At 71.9% G+C, this 13,841-nt stretch carries 12 protein-coding genes; 7 read left to right on the forward strand and 5 right to left on the reverse strand.

Going from position 1 to position 13,841, the window contains the following annotated elements:
• Positions 1–244 precede the first annotated feature (244 nt).
• Positions 245–901: an EF-Tu/IF-2/RF-3 family GTPase gene (locus IH45_RS0114905; protein ID WP_158813091.1), complete on the reverse strand. Its 657-nt coding sequence runs from the start codon at positions 899–901 to the stop codon at positions 245–247.
• Between the two features lie 13 nt (positions 902–914).
• Complete coding sequence (locus tag IH45_RS0114910; RefSeq protein ID WP_030667101.1) at positions 915–1,973, reverse strand: bile acid:sodium symporter family protein; 1,059 nt, start codon at positions 1,971–1,973, stop codon at positions 915–917.
• A gap of 190 nt (positions 1,974–2,163) precedes the next feature.
• Between IH45_RS0114910 and IH45_RS0114915 the strand changes: the two genes are divergently transcribed.
• The gene (locus IH45_RS0114915) at positions 2,164–3,051 is read left to right on the forward strand and encodes a LysR family transcriptional regulator (RefSeq protein WP_030667103.1); all 888 of its coding nucleotides are present in this window, start codon (positions 2,164–2,166) and stop codon (positions 3,049–3,051) included.
• 61 nt (positions 3,052–3,112) lie between these two features.
• On the opposite strand, the gene IH45_RS0114920 is transcribed toward IH45_RS0114915, so the two are convergent.
• The 3 genes from IH45_RS0114920 to IH45_RS0114930 are packed head-to-tail and all read right to left on the reverse strand — an operon-like array spanning position 3,113 to position 5,099.
• A complete protein-coding gene (locus IH45_RS0114920) occupies positions 3,113–3,988 on the reverse strand; it encodes a DUF3050 domain-containing protein (RefSeq protein ID WP_030667105.1) in 876 nt (291 codons plus the stop codon).
• A gap of 33 nt (positions 3,989–4,021) precedes the next feature.
• Positions 4,022–4,885 carry a class I SAM-dependent methyltransferase gene (locus IH45_RS0114925; protein WP_050514862.1) on the reverse strand — a complete coding sequence of 288 codons (864 nt, stop codon included), beginning with the start codon at positions 4,883–4,885 and terminating at the stop codon, positions 4,022–4,024.
• A 19-nt stretch (positions 4,886–4,904) separates the two neighbouring features.
• Positions 4,905–5,099 (reverse strand): hypothetical protein, encoded by a 195-nt coding sequence (locus IH45_RS0114930; RefSeq protein ID WP_030667109.1) that lies wholly within the window; start codon positions 5,097–5,099, stop codon positions 4,905–4,907.
• Positions 5,100–5,437: 338 nt separating this feature from the next.
• Here IH45_RS0114930 and IH45_RS0114935 point away from each other — a divergent pair, with 338 nt between their 5' ends.
• The 6 genes from IH45_RS0114935 (at position 5,438) to IH45_RS0114960 (ending at position 13,748) form a co-directional block, all read left to right on the forward strand.
• Entirely contained in the window at positions 5,438–7,264 is a 1,827-nt protein-coding gene (locus IH45_RS0114935) for an AMP-dependent synthetase/ligase (protein ID WP_030667111.1), read from the forward strand.
• A gap of 108 nt (positions 7,265–7,372) precedes the next feature.
• Positions 7,373–8,380: a hypothetical protein gene (locus tag IH45_RS0114940; RefSeq protein ID WP_050514863.1), complete on the forward strand. Its 1,008-nt coding sequence runs from the start codon at positions 7,373–7,375 to the stop codon at positions 8,378–8,380.
• A 48-nt stretch (positions 8,381–8,428) separates the two neighbouring features.
• Entirely contained in the window at positions 8,429–9,259 is an 831-nt protein-coding gene (locus IH45_RS0114945) for an aldo/keto reductase (RefSeq protein WP_030667114.1), read from the forward strand.
• Positions 9,260–9,531: 272 nt separating this feature from the next.
• A complete protein-coding gene (locus tag IH45_RS0114950; protein ID WP_030667116.1) occupies positions 9,532–9,855 on the forward strand; it encodes an SH3 domain-containing protein in 324 nt (107 codons plus the stop codon).
• Positions 9,856–10,225: 370 nt separating this feature from the next.
• Positions 10,226–11,374: an acyltransferase family protein gene (locus tag IH45_RS0114955; RefSeq protein WP_050514864.1), complete on the forward strand. Its 1,149-nt coding sequence runs from the start codon at positions 10,226–10,228 to the stop codon at positions 11,372–11,374.
• A 133-nt stretch (positions 11,375–11,507) separates the two neighbouring features.
• Positions 11,508–13,748, forward strand: a complete 2,241-nt coding sequence (locus tag IH45_RS0114960; protein WP_030667120.1) for a PIG-L family deacetylase — start codon at positions 11,508–11,510, stop codon at positions 13,746–13,748.
• The last annotated feature ends 93 nt before the right edge of the window (positions 13,749–13,841 follow it).

Below are 13,841 nucleotides of genomic sequence, written 5' to 3' on the forward strand. Positions count from 1 at the left end.
GTCATAGTGCGGCCGGACGTGCCGTACGCAAAGGTCCGGACAACAGTACGGCGTCGCCCGCACCGGGCGGGGTGGGGGTTTTGGTGCCCGTTGTGCAGGCATATGGGGGCAGGAGTGGCGAGCGGTACGGAGCCACCATTCCTTCTTTGCCGAGCGTTTAGGTTTTCTGGGGATTCCCTTGCCCGCGACCTTGCCCATCGTTTGGGTTCGATGTGCGGCTCCCTGAACGGCCTTTCGCCCTCGATCAGGACACCCGGGGAAATTCCCCCGGCAGGTGACGCATTCCGTCCCACAGCCGGACCACCGTCCCGGAACCGGCAGCGCGGCCGTACCTGCGGAAGGCGAAGGGCTGCCCTTCCTCCAGTACCGCCGGCCGTTCGAGGGTGACGGTCACCGTGGCCGTGTGGAGCGGCCGGACTGCGTCCATACCGCGCGGCAGCGTTACCCGGCCTCGCACAGTGGCGGTGCGTACGTAAAGGTCGAGATGCCCGCCGGCGGGCACTTCGCAGCCGCCCTCTTTCTCCGGCAGCAGGGCGATATCGGCCGTGAAGACGGTGTGCGCGGCTATCGACCCGGGCGCCGCGAGCACCTGACCGCGTTCGGCCCGCCCCGCCTCGGCCCCCTTCAGCAGCAATCCCACGTTCATGCCGGCGCTCGCTTCATCGATGCGCACCCGCTGCGCGTCGATGCCGACGACGTGAGCGGTACCGCCGCTCTCGGGGCCGACGATTTCCACCTCGTCGCCGTTGGTGATCCGGCCACGCTCGATCCGCCCGGCAAGCATGACCAGCCTGCCCTGGTTCAGGCTGAAGACATCTGCGACGGGCATCAGAAACGGCATTCGCAAGGCACTCATCGGCGTATTCTCGCGCGGGCCGGATACGACACCCGACGGCCTCACCTCCGCGACAGCCTCACCGGCCCGACGCTCCCACCACCTCAGCCCTCTCCCGCCGCACCCGCCCGGCGTCGGCTGTCGCTTCGTCCGCCGCGCTCTCCGGGGCCTGTGCCGCGTATCGCTTTGCCAGTACCGCGCACACCATGAGCTGCATCTGGTGGAAGAGCATCAGCGGGAGGACGGCCAGGCCGGCTCCGCCGCCGAACAGGACGGTGGCCATGGGGAGTCCGGCGGCCAGGCTCTTCTTGGAGCCGGCGAAGGTGATGGCGATGCGGTCGCCGCGGGCGAAGCCGGCCTTCTTCGAGCCGTACGAGGTGAGCGTCAGCATCAGGGCCAGGAGGACGGCTTCGACACCCAGCAGGCCCAACAGGCGCCATGGGGAGACCTGGTGCCAGATGCCCTCGACCACGCCCGTGCTGAAGGCGCTGTAGACGACGAAGAGGATGGAGCCGCGGTCCACGAAGCCGAGGATCTTCTTGTGGCGGGTGATGAAGCCGCCGATCCAGCGGCGCAGCAGCTGTCCGGCGAGGAAGGGCACGAGCAGCTGGAAGACGATCGAGATCAGGGAGTGGGCCGAGAAGCCGCCGCCGTCGCCGCCCAGGAGGAGGGCTGCCAGCAGCGGGGTCACCACGATGCCGACCAGGCTGGAGAAGGAGCCCGCGCAGATCGCCGCCGGGACGTTGCCGCGCGCTATGGAGGTGAAGGCGATCGACGACTGGACGGTGGAGGGGACCAGGCACAGGAAGAGCAGGCCGGTGTACAGGGGCTGCGTCAGGACGTACGGGACCAGGCCGCGGGCGGCCAGGCCCAGCAGCGGGAAGATCACGAACGTACAGGCCAGGACCGTCAGGTGCAGCCGCCAGCTGCGCATCCCGGCGAGCGCCTCGCGGGTGGAGAGCCGGGCGCCGTAGAGGAAGAAGAGGAGCGCGACGGCGCCGGTGGACGCGTCGTCGGCGACGACGGCGGCCGTGCCGCGGGCGGGCAGCAGCGCCGCGAGACCGACGGTGCCGACGAGGGCCAGGATGAATCCGTCCACGGGGAGCCAGGAGGGGATTCTGAGCTGAGGGCGGCGCATGGTCTCTCTTCGACGGTCGGTACGGATGGGTTGGTCGGTGTAAGTGAGGTGATCGGTGCAGGTGAGGTGGCCGGTGTCCGTGGGGTGGACGGTGCCCTCTCCAGCCTGCCTGGCGCCGCGGCCATCGGGAACCCCTCTTACCGTGGTGACTGCTATTACGGATCGTGATGAACGCCGCTAGGCTGGGAGGATGTTCGACCCGGTGCAGTTGCGTACGTTCCTCGCGGTGGCCCAGACGCTGAGCTTCACGCAGGCCGCACACCGCCTCGGCCTGCGGCAGTCCACCGTCAGCCAGCATGTGCGCAAGCTGGAGGCCGCGGCCGGGCGGCGGCTGTTCTCCCGGGACACCCACGCCGTGGACCTCACCGAGGACGGCGAGGCGATGCTCGGCTTCGCGCGCACGATCCTGGAGGCCAACGAGCGGGCCGCGGGCTTCTTCACCGGGACGCGGCTGCGCGGCCGGCTGCGGTTCGGGGCCTCGGAGGACTTCGTCCTGACGCGGATGCCGGAGGTGCTGGAGGAGTTCCGGCGCGACCACCCCGAAGTGGATCTGGAGCTGACCGTCGAACTGTCCGGGACGCTGCACGAGCTGCTGGCCGCCGGCCGCCTCGACCTCGTCCTGGCCAAGCGCCGCCCGGGCCCCGCGCGCGGCCGCCCGGAGGCGCCGACCGGCCGGCTCGTCTGGCGGGACCGCCTCGTGTGGATCGGCACCGACCGGCTCCGGCTGGACGCGCGGCGGCCGGTCCCGCTGGTGGTGTTCCCGCCGCCCGCGGTGACCCGGGCCCGCGCGCTGGAGGCCTTGGAGCGGCAGGGCCGCGACTGGCGCATCGCCTGTACGAGCGGCAGCCTGAACGGCCTGATCGCGGCCACCCGGGCCGGGCTCGGCGTGATGGCGCACAGCCTCGGCATGATCCCGCCCGGCCTGGTCCGGATGCCGTCCCGGGCCGGGCTGCCGGACCTCGGCGGGGTGGACTTCGTCCTGCTGTACGGCGACGAGCGGGAGAGCGCGGCCAGGGGGCCGGCGGAGGCTCTGGCCGAGGCGATACTGGCGGGCGGGGACCGGTTGCAGCTGCCGTAGGGCGGTGCTGATCCGGTCCGTGGACCGGGCCTCTCACCTCCACGCCAGGGAACCGGGCCTCTCACCTCCACGCCAGGGAACAGGACGCCGCGTCCCACAGCGCCTGCCGGGCGCGCAACGACTCGATCACGGCCTCCGCGGCCTGCGCCCACTTCTCCCGGTCGTCGCCGCAGATCTCGACGAGCATCCGCAGGGCCATCGGCATCCGTGTGTCCCCGTCGGCCCCGACGTGCCGGGCCAGGTAGTCCTTGTACGTCGCCAGCCGTTCCTGGACGCCCTCGATGGCGGCGACCTGCCGGACCGTGCCGGACATCAGGTCCGCGCGGCCGAACGTGTACACGGCGGCGCGGCAGTGCAGCGGCGCGTGTGCGACGACGTCCCAGGTGGCGGCGGTGAAGTCGGCGGCGCCCGGGGGCACGTCGGCGTACTTCAGCGCCTTGCCGACCGTGTTGCCGTCGAGCAGCAGCGCCACGAACGACTCGACGGGGACCGTGTCGGCCCCGGTCCGGCGCATGCTGTCCACGTACAGCTCGAAACGGCTCCGGTAGCCGTCCCCGACCGCGTCGCTCTCCTCGGCCAGCACGATCTCGTTGACCAGCCGGCGGCCGACGGCCGGCCCTTGCGGCACCCACGGCACCTCGGTGCAGGTGAGTTCGCGCTGCAGGCTCTTGAGCAGCGCCATGAAGCCCCACGCCGCGAAGACGTGGTGTTCCTGGAAGGCCGCGACCCGGCCGAGGCTGGTCAGTTCGCCGTGTACGCGGTGTTTCGCGACGTGGGCGTGGGCCGGGCCCACCCGGCGTCGCAGGGCGCGCAGCCCGGGGTGGCCGGGGGTGTCGGGCTGCGGCCGGTCGTCGTTCCGGTGCTGGTGTCGGTGGTCGGAAAGGTGCTCGGGGCGGTCCTCGGGGCAGTGACCGAGGCGGTGGCGGTGGCTGGTCATCGTCGGCTCCATCGGTGATCGGACCGTCGGCGGTCAGGCGGGCGCGCCCGGCGCGGTGGCGCGCAGCGTGAACAGCAGCGGGCACTCCCCCTCGATCCGGGCGGGCAGCCAGTACCTGCCGTCCGCCCGCCGCTCCAGATACGGCAGCATCGGGAACCACGCGGAGGGGTACTCGTGCAGGAACTCCGGCCGCAGCCCCGCCCGGATCACGCCGGTCACGATCTCGCCGAGGGAGTGCGCCCAGGTGTATCCGGCGACCGCGGCCCCGGACCCGGGCTCGGCGTAGGAGCCGTCCAGGTCGTGGGTGACGGGTTCGGCGCGGTGGAAGTACGGATAGCGCAGCCGGGGCCCGTCCGCGTCCTCGTCGAAGTCGAGTACGTGCACCATCGGGTGGTACTCGGCGACGTAGAGCACCCCGCCCGGCGCCAGGTAGCGGGCCGCGGAGCGCGCCCACCGGTCGATGTCCGGCAGCCAGACGAGCGAGCCGAACGAGACGTAGACGATGTCGAAGGCGTGGTCGAAGCGGGGCGGCAGGTCGTAGAGCTGCGCGCAGACGAACTCGGCGGGGAGGTCCGCCTGCGCGGCGATGGCGTTGGCCTGCCCGACGGCGGACGGCGAGAAGTCGACGCCGGTCACCTGCGCGCCGCGGCGCGCCCAGCTCAGCGTGTCGAGTCCGAAGTGGCACTGGAGGTGGAGCAGTGAACGGCCCGCCACCGGCCCCAGCTCCTCGGGCTCGAAGGACTGGAGGCTCTCTCCTCCGGCGAGGAAACCCCGCACGTCATAGTGGTCGCTGCGCACGTGGACCTCGGTCCAGGTGTCCCACAGGGCGCGGTTGGACTCGGTCCAGCGGGCGTGGTCGGCGGCGTCCGCCGCGTACGGCTCCCGGATGGTACGCATCGGTCGGCACCCCTCCGGCTCAGGCGGCCGTGCGCACGGCGCCGGGGGCGGCCGTGGCCGGGAAGCGGGTGGCGGACGGGATCCCCGCGCGGGCGGCGGGCGGGATACGGTCGCGCGGCGACGTGGTGTGGTCCCGATGCGCAGGGCGGGCGCGCCAGGTTGCGTACGCGGCGCGCGCCCGGGCCGGCCGCCGCTTCGCCGTTGGCTGTGTCATGGCTCCTTCTCCCCCCGTGGGCTTTCGATGCCTGGGATACGGAGCCGGAGGCGGACGCGTTCACCCCTGTTTGCGGCCGCCTGTTCGCGCCGGTCGCCGCCCCGTACAGGCCCCTACTGGGTCCGTTGGGGAAGATTTGGTGCAGATCCGGTCCCGGCGTCGTGATCGTTCGGCGCGTGCCGCCCCCGCCGATGTCCGGGCTTCTCCGGAGTAGCCCGTTTTCGGCGCATGACCAGCGACTATGCCATCCGTCCGCCGGGCAGGACGCCCCTCCCGCGGGCCGTCCCTGTTGGGGTACGGTCTCGGCCCTGTGTGAAGCACCACGAGGAGCTGGGCCATTGCGCGAGTTCACCGTCCCACCTCTGGCCACGGCGCCCCGCGTCGGCGGGTTGGCGGACGCCGTCTTCGACCATGCCGACTCCGATCCCGGCCGCGTCGCGCTGGCCCGCAAGGACGCCACCGGCCGGTGGCGGGACGTGACCTCCGCCGCATTCCGCGACGAGGTGCTGGCCCTGGCCAAGGGGCTGCTCGCGCAGGGCGTCCGCTTCGGCGACCGGGTGGGGATCATGTCCCGTACCCGCTACGAGTGGACGCTGTTCGACTTCGCCCTGTGGTCCGTGGGCGCCCAGCCCGTACCCCTGTACCCGACCTCGTCCGCCGAGCAGGTCTACTGGATGCTGCACGACGCGGGCGTCACGGCCTGCATGGTCGAGCACGAGGACCACGCGATGACCGTCGGCTCGGTCATCGACCGGCTGCCGCAGCTGCGCCGGCTGTGGCAGCTGGACGCCGACCCGGTGGCCGAGCTGACGGCGGCGGGCGCGCACCTGGAGGACGACGTGGTGCACCGCCACCGCATGGCCGTCACCCCGGACGCGACCGCCACGGTCATCTACACCTCGGGCACCACCGGCCGCCCCAAGGGCTGCGTGATCAGCCACGCCAACTTCATGGCCGAGGCCGACAACGTCGTCCAGCGCTACGAGACGGTCTTCCACTCCAAGCCCGGTGACGAGGCGTCCACCCTGCTGTTCCTGCCGCTCGCCCATGTCTTCGGGCGGATGGTGCAGGTCGCGGCGGTACGTGGCCGGGTCAAGCTCGGCCACCAGCCCGAGCTGGCCGCCGCCGCCCTGCTTCCCGACCTGCAGTCGTTCCGGCCCAGCTTCATCCTCGCCGTGCCGTACATCTTCGAGAAGGTCTTCGCGGCGGCCCGGCGCAAGGCGGAGGCGGAGAGCAGGCTCGGCCCGTTCGAGAAGGCCGTCGAGGTGGCGGTCCGCTACGCGGAGGCGCTGGAGCACAAGGCGTTCGGCACCGCGTCCGGCCCCAGCGCCCCGCTGCGCATGCAGCACCAGCTGTTCGACAAGCTGGTCTACAGCAAGGTACGGGAGGCGATGGGCGGCCGGGTGCGGCACGCCATGTCGGGCGGCTCCGCGATGGAACGCCGGCTCGGGCTGTTCTTCGCGGGCGCCGGGGTGACGATCTACGAGGGGTACGGCCTGACGGAGTCCACCGCCGCCGCCACCGCCAACCCGCCCGAGCGCACCCGCTTCGGCACGGTCGGCTCCCCCGTGCCCGGCACCACCGTGCACATCGCCGAGGACGGCGAGATCTGGCTGCACGGCGGCCAGATCTTCCAGGGCTATCTGAACAACCCCCGGGCCACCGACGCCGTGCTGCACGACGGCTGGCTGGCCACCGGCGACCTCGGCGCGCTCGACGAGGACGGCTATCTGACGATCACCGGCCGGAAGAAGGAGATCCTCGTCACCTCCGGAGGCAAGACGCTCTCCCCGATCGTCCTGGAGGAGCGGGTACGGGCCCACCCCCTGGTCGCCCAGTGCATCGTCGTCGGCAACGACCGCCCGTACGTGGCCGCGCTGGTGACGCTGGACCCCGAGGCGGTCGCGCACTGGCTCGCCATGCGCGGCAAGCCCGAGCTGCCGCCGACGGACCTGGTGCACGACCCGGACCTGGAGACCGAGATCCGCCGGGCCGTCGTCGCCGCCAACACGCTGGTCTCGCAGGCCGAGTCGATCCGTACGTTCCGGATACTGGCGCACCAGTTCAGCGAGGAGCACGGCCTGCTGACGCCCTCGCTCAAGCTGAAGCGCAAGGCCATCGAGGCGGCGTACGCGACGGAGGTGGACGCGCTGTACCGGACGTGAGAGGGGCGGCCGCGGGCCCGCCGACGCGGCCCCTCCCCCATGCGGCGGAGGCGGTTCATCCCCGTGCCGGACGTGCCGCTCCGGCGGCCGCCGGGAGGCTTGCACCTCATGAACACCGAAAAGCGCACGGACCGCCAGGTCCTCCTCGGGCGGATCGCCGTCGCGGCCTGCGCCCCGTACCTCCTGCTCAAGCTGCTGTGGGTGCTGGGGTCCGACATCGGCGTGGTGGACCTGACGGGGATCAGCCGGGGCACCTGGATCACGGCCAACGTCGTCACCCTGCTCATGGACGCCATCGCCGCCGCGGTGGCGCACACGCTCGCCCGCCCGTCGGGCACCCGGGCCCCCGCATGGCTGCTCGCGCTGCCCCTGTGGACGGCGTCCGGGCTGCTCCTCCCCCTGATCCTGAGCGTGCCGACGGGGTCCGTCATCGCCGCCGTGACCGGCACGGCGAACCCGATGGCGTCCAACGACATCCTCCAGCCCTGGGTCTTCGTGCTCGTCTACGGAGCGTTCATCGTCGAGTGCGTCACCCTGCTCGGCGCCTTCACGGTGTACGCGCACCGGCGGTGGGGCGCGCTGCTGCGCCGGCCGCTGGGGTCCGTCCCCGCTCCCGCGCCCGCGGTGTGCGCGGCGCGACGGCTGCTCGGTGTGCCCGCGGCGCTGCTCATCGCCGTGCTCGGCGTCGTCCACCTGTTGTGGGGCCTCGGCATGCCGGCCGGCGCCGGAGCGGCGGCCCTGCCCGCGAGGAGCGCCATCACGGCCACGTCCGACGTCATACAGGGCCTGCTGTCGCTGGCCGGCGCGGCCGGGCTGGCCGCCCTGCTCTTCCCCCACCGCGGCCCCGCCCGCCGGCTGCGCACCCGGGTCCCGCTCGCACTGGCCTGGCTGAGTTCCGCGTCGGTGTTCGCGGGGGGCGGCACGCTGTGGCTCTCCTGGACGGCGGGCGAAGCGCTGGGCGGCAGCGGCAGCCCGCCCAGCGGCCTGCCCGGCCTGGTGGGCGCGCTGGAACTGCTCGCGGGACTGGTGGTGCTCTGCCTGGGCGCCCTGACCCTGGCGGCGGAAACATCCACCGAATCCGCTTCCGGGTGCGCGGGAATGCTCCGTACCGGATGATCGTTGACGTTGGAGAACATGTACGTCGACCTAAGGATCGAATCTCTCGTGAGCAAGGTCCCCCACATCACCCTCAACAACGGCGTCGCCATGCCGCAGCTCGGCTACGGCGTCTGGCAGGTGCCGGACGACGAGGCCGCCACGGCCGTCGGCACCGCCCTGGAAGCCGGGTACCGCAGCATCGACACCGCCGCGATCTACGGCAACGAGGAGGGCACGGGGAAGGCGCTCGCCGCCTCCGGCATCGCTCGTGAAGAGCTGTTCGTGACGACGAAGCTGTGGAACGACGCCCAGGGCTACGACTCCACGCTGCGCGCCTTCGACGAGTCCCTGGACAAGCTGGGGCTGGAGTACGTCGACCTGTACCTGATCCACTGGCCGATGCCCGCCAAGGGCACGTTCGTGGACACGTACCGGGCGTTCGAGAAGATCTACGCGGAGGGCCGCGCCAAGGCGATCGGCGTCTCCAACTTCCAGCCCGACCACCTGGAGCGCCTGCTGGGCGAGACCTCGGTCGTCCCCGCGGTCGACCAGATCGAGCTGCACCCGCAGCTCCAGCAGGCCGAGGCCCGCGCCTTCCACGCCCGGCACGGCATCGCGACCGAGGCCTGGTCGCCGCTGGGCCAGGGCAAGGACCTCCTGAAGGACGGGACCGTCACCCGGCTCGCCTCGAAGCACGAGCGCACCCCCGCGCAGATCGTGCTCCGCTGGCACCTCCAGCTGGGCAACGTCGTCATCCCGAAGTCCGTGACCCCGTCCCGGATCAAGGAGAACATCGACGTCTTCGGCTTCGAGCTGGACGACGCCGACATGGCGGCGCTCGCGGCCCTCGACTCGGGCACGCGGCTGGGTCCGGACCCGGACGCGTTCAACGGCTGAGGCCGCTCCCGGCGTACGGCTCCGGCCGGACGCCTCTTTGCCCCGGCGCCGCCGGTCCGCTCCCGGACCGGCGGCGCCGTCGCATTTCCCCACCTCTCCCCCGGCTCCTCCTCGCCGCTCCCCAGCTGAAGCGCGGTTTCCCGGTTTCCCACCTCGTCCAGGGGGTTGGGAAACCCCTTGGACGCGGCGCTGAACAGGACGAATGTCCTGAGTGCCGGGCCCGGGCAGTCAGCGGACCCGGCACCGGAAGACCCGCAACGGAGGAGAACCACATGTTCCGCATCCCTCGCCCCGCCGCCGCACTCGCGGCCACCGCGGCCGTGTTCGCACTCGCCGGCAGCACGGTGGCCACCGCCGCCGGCACCTCGGCCCCCGCCCATCGGGCCGCCTCGCCCGCGGTCCAGGACATCGTCTGCACCGTCAACGACAACGGCGTCAACTACCGCGGCGGCCCGGGCACCAACTACCCGGTCCTGGGCCAGGTGAACAGGGGCCAGAAGATGAACGCGAAGGGCCGCGAGGGCTCCTGGATCATGGGGGACCTCTGGGGCGGCCGTACCGGCGTGTGGATCCACGCCGCCTACCTGAACTGCTGAGACCCGGTTCGCCGGCCCGGTCACACGCCCGCGCTCCGGGCCGGCGAACCGATCACACGGCGGGGTGGTGGAGGGTCTTCCCGGCCCGGGAGGGCCACCACCCCGCCCGGCACCGGCCGACCGCCGCGGCCACGACCGCACACCGCACGCGAGCACGCCGACGGGGGCGCGCGGCGCAAGCACATGTGGTCGACCGGGGGACGGCGATCGGCCGGCACCGGCATCGGGCCCGCCCTCTCCCGGGGCGGGCCGGGCGCACTGTGACTGAAATCCCCATTGTCCATCGGGATGACCTACCATCCCGATGCATAAGATACGTAAGTTCTACTTTGTTTGGCACGGCTCGCTAACTGAAAAGAGAAGCAACGGAGTGGGAAGCACAAAGACGGCGGGGGACCTGGTCCGCCCCGGGCTCCTGGACGGCATCGCCGCATCCGCCGAGGGCACCACCCGGCCGAGTCGGCCGGCGCGAATATTCGCCCTGGACGGGCTGCGATTGCTGGCGGCGCTCGCGGTCATGGCGTACCACCTCGTGGACCGCCCCGGAGCGTGGGCGGCCGAGCCCAAGGCCATGTTCCCCACGGCCTTCCCCGTGGTGGCGTACGGCTGGCTCGGAGTGCAGCTCTTCTTCCTGATCAGTGGGTTCGTCATCTGTATGAGTTGCTGGGGGAAGTCGGTCGGCGCCTTCTTCACCTCGCGTGTGACGCGGCTGTTCCCGGCGTACTGGTTCGCGGTACTGGCCACGGCCACGGTGCTCTTCCTCTCCCCTCTCGGGGGCAGCCCGCCGAAATGGCACGACGTGCTCACCAACCTCACCATGCTGCAGGAGCCGGTGGGCGTGGAGCACGTGGACGGGGTCTACTGGACTCTCTTCGCGGAGCTGCGCTTCTACCTGCTGTTCGCGGCGCTGGCGTGGTGGGGGCTGACGTACCGGCGGGTTCTGACGTTCTGCTGGGTGTGGGTGGTGGCGGGGGCGCTCTTCGCCGCGTACGACGACGGCCCCGTGCGGCTGCTGGTGATGCCGGACTACAGCTGGTACTTCATCGCGGGCATCGCCTTTTACCTGATGTACCGCTTCGGCCCCAACCTGCTGCTCACGGGGCTGGTGCTGGTCTGTTTCTGCGCCTCTCTGCCGTTCGTCCGGTCCTCCTGGTCGCATGTTCCCGGGTATCTCGGCGGCCACCCGATTCCGTTCTGGCCGGTGGTGTTGATCCTCGCCCTGTGCTTCGGCGTGATGGCGCTGGCGGCCCTCGGCAAGCTCTCCTGGATCACCTGGCGCTGGCTGCCGTATGCGGGGGCCCTGACCTATCCGCTGTATCTGCTGCACCAGAACATCGGCCGGAAGATCATCGGCGGCCTGGAGCCGCACCTGTCCCCGTACGCGGTGCTGGCAGTGGTGACAGGCGTGCTGCTGACGGTGTCCTGGCTGGTGCACCGCTTCGTCGAGCGGCCGATGTCGAAGTGGCTCAAGCAGCATCTGCTGCGGGCCGCGGCCCAGGTGCGTGGCCAGGTGGGCTGAGTCCGCCGGTGGTGAGGCCGGCCCGGCAGCCGCCCGGCGGGGCCGCGGACGCCCACCCGCCACGGAGGCCGAGGACCGCCCGCTCCGTCTCTTCTGTTCTCTGTTCTTCCCTGTGAAAGGCCCGGCCTCTGTCATGCGCTTCTTCCGGCGCCCCGCTATCTCCGCCTTCCCCTGCCGTCCCGCCGGTCAGGACGGTCCGGCCCCGCATCTGCAGATCTGCGCGCACACGGACGACGACCTGTACTTCATGTCGCCCGATCTGCTGCACACCATCCGCGCCGGTATCCCGGTCGTCAGCGTCTACCTGACCACCGGCGAGTCCGACGGGTACAACCTCGCCGCCGACGACCCGGCCCGCAAGACCACCGAGCCCGACTACCCCGGTTACACCGCGGCCCGCCAGCACGGCATCCGCGCTGCCTATGCGGCCATGTACACCGGCAGCAGGCGTGCGGCCTGGACCCGTACCAGCGTCTCCGTACGCGAGGGCGTCACCGCCGAGACGGCCACCCTCGACGGCGGGCACATCACGCTGATCTTCCTCAACCTGCGGACGTGCGTGGCCCAGCCCCAGCAGAAGATCCTCAATCTGTGGTCCGAGCAGATCGAGGAACTGGCCACCCTGCGCCCCACCGGCAGCCCGATCCCCGAGTCCCGCGACGGCCGGGCGCTGAGCCGCGCAGGCGTCATCGACACGCTCACCGACATCCTCAGCGCGTACCGGCCCGCCGTGGTACGCGTGATGAACCCGGACCCGGACCGTACGGCCTACGACGCGTCCACCGACACGGCCACCTACTGCGACAACAGCGACCACACCGCGACGGCCCTCTTCTCCCTGGCCGCGCTGCGCGCCTACGAGCAGCTTGACGCGGCCCACCGGCCGGCGGTGGAGAGCTACACCGGGTACTGCAACAAGCTCCAGCCCGACAACCTCAGTGCCCAGGCCGCCGCCGAGAAGTTCGGCTACCTCGCCGTCTACGGCGGCGAGGACGGGCACCAGTGCCTCAAGGGCCCGGGCGAGTGCGGCGACCGGCCCCTGGGCAACCGGGCCTTCAACCGCTATTACGGGCAGAGCACCACCCACCGCTGGCGTGGCACCACCAACTGGCTCCAGCGGCGCGAGGACGGCCGGCTGACGGCCTTCGCCGTCCTCGGGGGCCGCCCGCACATGTGGACCCAGGACGCTCCCGGGGACGACTCCTGGAGCGGCCCGGCCCCCGTGGGCGACTGGCCCGCCGACGACGAGGGGCGCTGCCTGCCCAGGCTGGAGACCGTCCGCGACGGCCAGGGGCGCCTGCATCTGGTGGCAACGCGCGCGCTCGTCGCGGCCGATCCCGAGGACCACCGGCGCGAGGTCATGCATCTGACCCAGGAGGCCCCGGACGGAGAGTTCGGTGCCTGGGAATGCCTGGGCAGCCCGCACGACGGCAGCAACGCCATCCGACGGCGTGCCCTGGGCATGCCCCTGGCCGCCGTGACCGCCTCCGGCGACCTCCAGGTCATCGCGCGCAACTTCGGTACGGGGCTCAGCGCCCGCACCTCCGCCGGCCAGGACTGGGGGCCGTGGTCGGACCTGTTCGGCGGCACCCTGGAAGGTGCCACGGCCCTGACCAGGCGCAGCGGTCACACCGAGATCTACGCCACCACCCGTACCGGCATGCTGCGCTGGTACCAGAAGGAGCCCGGCGGCGCCGTACTGCGGGACTACGCCACCCTGCTGCCCCGCCCCGCCGGTTCGGTGACCCTCTTGGAAGAGACCGACGGACGGCTGCTGATGATCTCCCGGCAGCCCGGCACCGGATGGCTGCTGGCGCACCGTCAGCACGAGCCCGACGGCTCCTGGAACGCCCAGCCCCACCTTCTGGACACCACCCCCGGGTACGGCCCGGTCGCCGCCACGGTCCTCCCCGGCGGTGACACGGTCGCCCTGGTCCAGCGGCGCGACGACGGCGCCCTGGCGCTGAGCTGCCAGCCCTTGGACGGCAGCCCCTTCCACCAACGGTGGACCCTGCTCGGCGGAGGCCCGTACGTCCACGCTCCCGCCACCGCGCTCGATGCCGCCGGCCGCCTGGTCATCGCTACGGTCGGTCCTGACGCGCGGTTGCGGACGCTGACGGTGGACGTCGGGGAAGCGGAGCCTGTACTCCCTGGGCCGGCGGAGTCGGCGGAGTCGGCGGAGTCGGTGCGGGCTTCGGCGGACGCGGCCTGGAGCACCCACGGCCCCACCGTGGAGCGGACAGCGGTCGCATCCCCGGAATCCTCCGTCATGGCCAAGGATGCCCGCCAGGCCGCCGGTGATCACCGGCTCGGCCGTCCGTTCGGGGGGACGTCCCGGCTTCAGTGGCGTGGCCGTACGGCGACCGACGGCTGAGCCGTACGGCCGAGGCCCTGAACTCACGGCGCACATGGCGCCGTGAGGCCCGTCCTGGGCGCACGTTCGGCGGGACCGGGTTACGGCGGAACG

Source organism: Streptomyces rimosus subsp. rimosus (assembly GCF_000720725.1).
GTDB classification, from domain to species: Bacteria; Actinomycetota; Actinomycetes; order Streptomycetales; family Streptomycetaceae; genus Streptomyces; species Streptomyces rimosus_A.

What these genes read in the sequence shown, in the direction of transcription:
- IH45_RS0114960 (WP_030667120.1), top strand. Translation starts at nt 11,508, where the DNA reads ATGCGCTTCTTCCGGCGCCCCGCTATCTCCGCCTTCCCCTGCCGTCCC.
- IH45_RS0114910 (WP_030667101.1), bottom strand. Translation starts at nt 1,973, where the DNA reads ATGCGCCGCCCTCAGCTCAGAATCCCCTCCTGGCTCCCCGTGGACGGA.
- IH45_RS0114920 (WP_030667105.1), bottom strand. Translation starts at nt 3,988, where the DNA reads ATGACCAGCCACCGCCACCGCCTCGGTCACTGCCCCGAGGACCGCCCC.
- IH45_RS0114925 (WP_050514862.1), bottom strand. Translation starts at nt 4,885, where the DNA reads ATGCGTACCATCCGGGAGCCGTACGCGGCGGACGCCGCCGACCACGCC.
- IH45_RS0114940 (WP_050514863.1), top strand. Translation starts at nt 7,373, where the DNA reads ATGAACACCGAAAAGCGCACGGACCGCCAGGTCCTCCTCGGGCGGATC.
- IH45_RS0114950 (WP_030667116.1), top strand. Translation starts at nt 9,532, where the DNA reads ATGTTCCGCATCCCTCGCCCCGCCGCCGCACTCGCGGCCACCGCGGCC.
- IH45_RS0114915 (WP_030667103.1), top strand. Translation starts at nt 2,164, where the DNA reads ATGTTCGACCCGGTGCAGTTGCGTACGTTCCTCGCGGTGGCCCAGACG.
- IH45_RS0114930 (WP_030667109.1), bottom strand. Translation starts at nt 5,099, where the DNA reads ATGACACAGCCAACGGCGAAGCGGCGGCCGGCCCGGGCGCGCGCCGCG.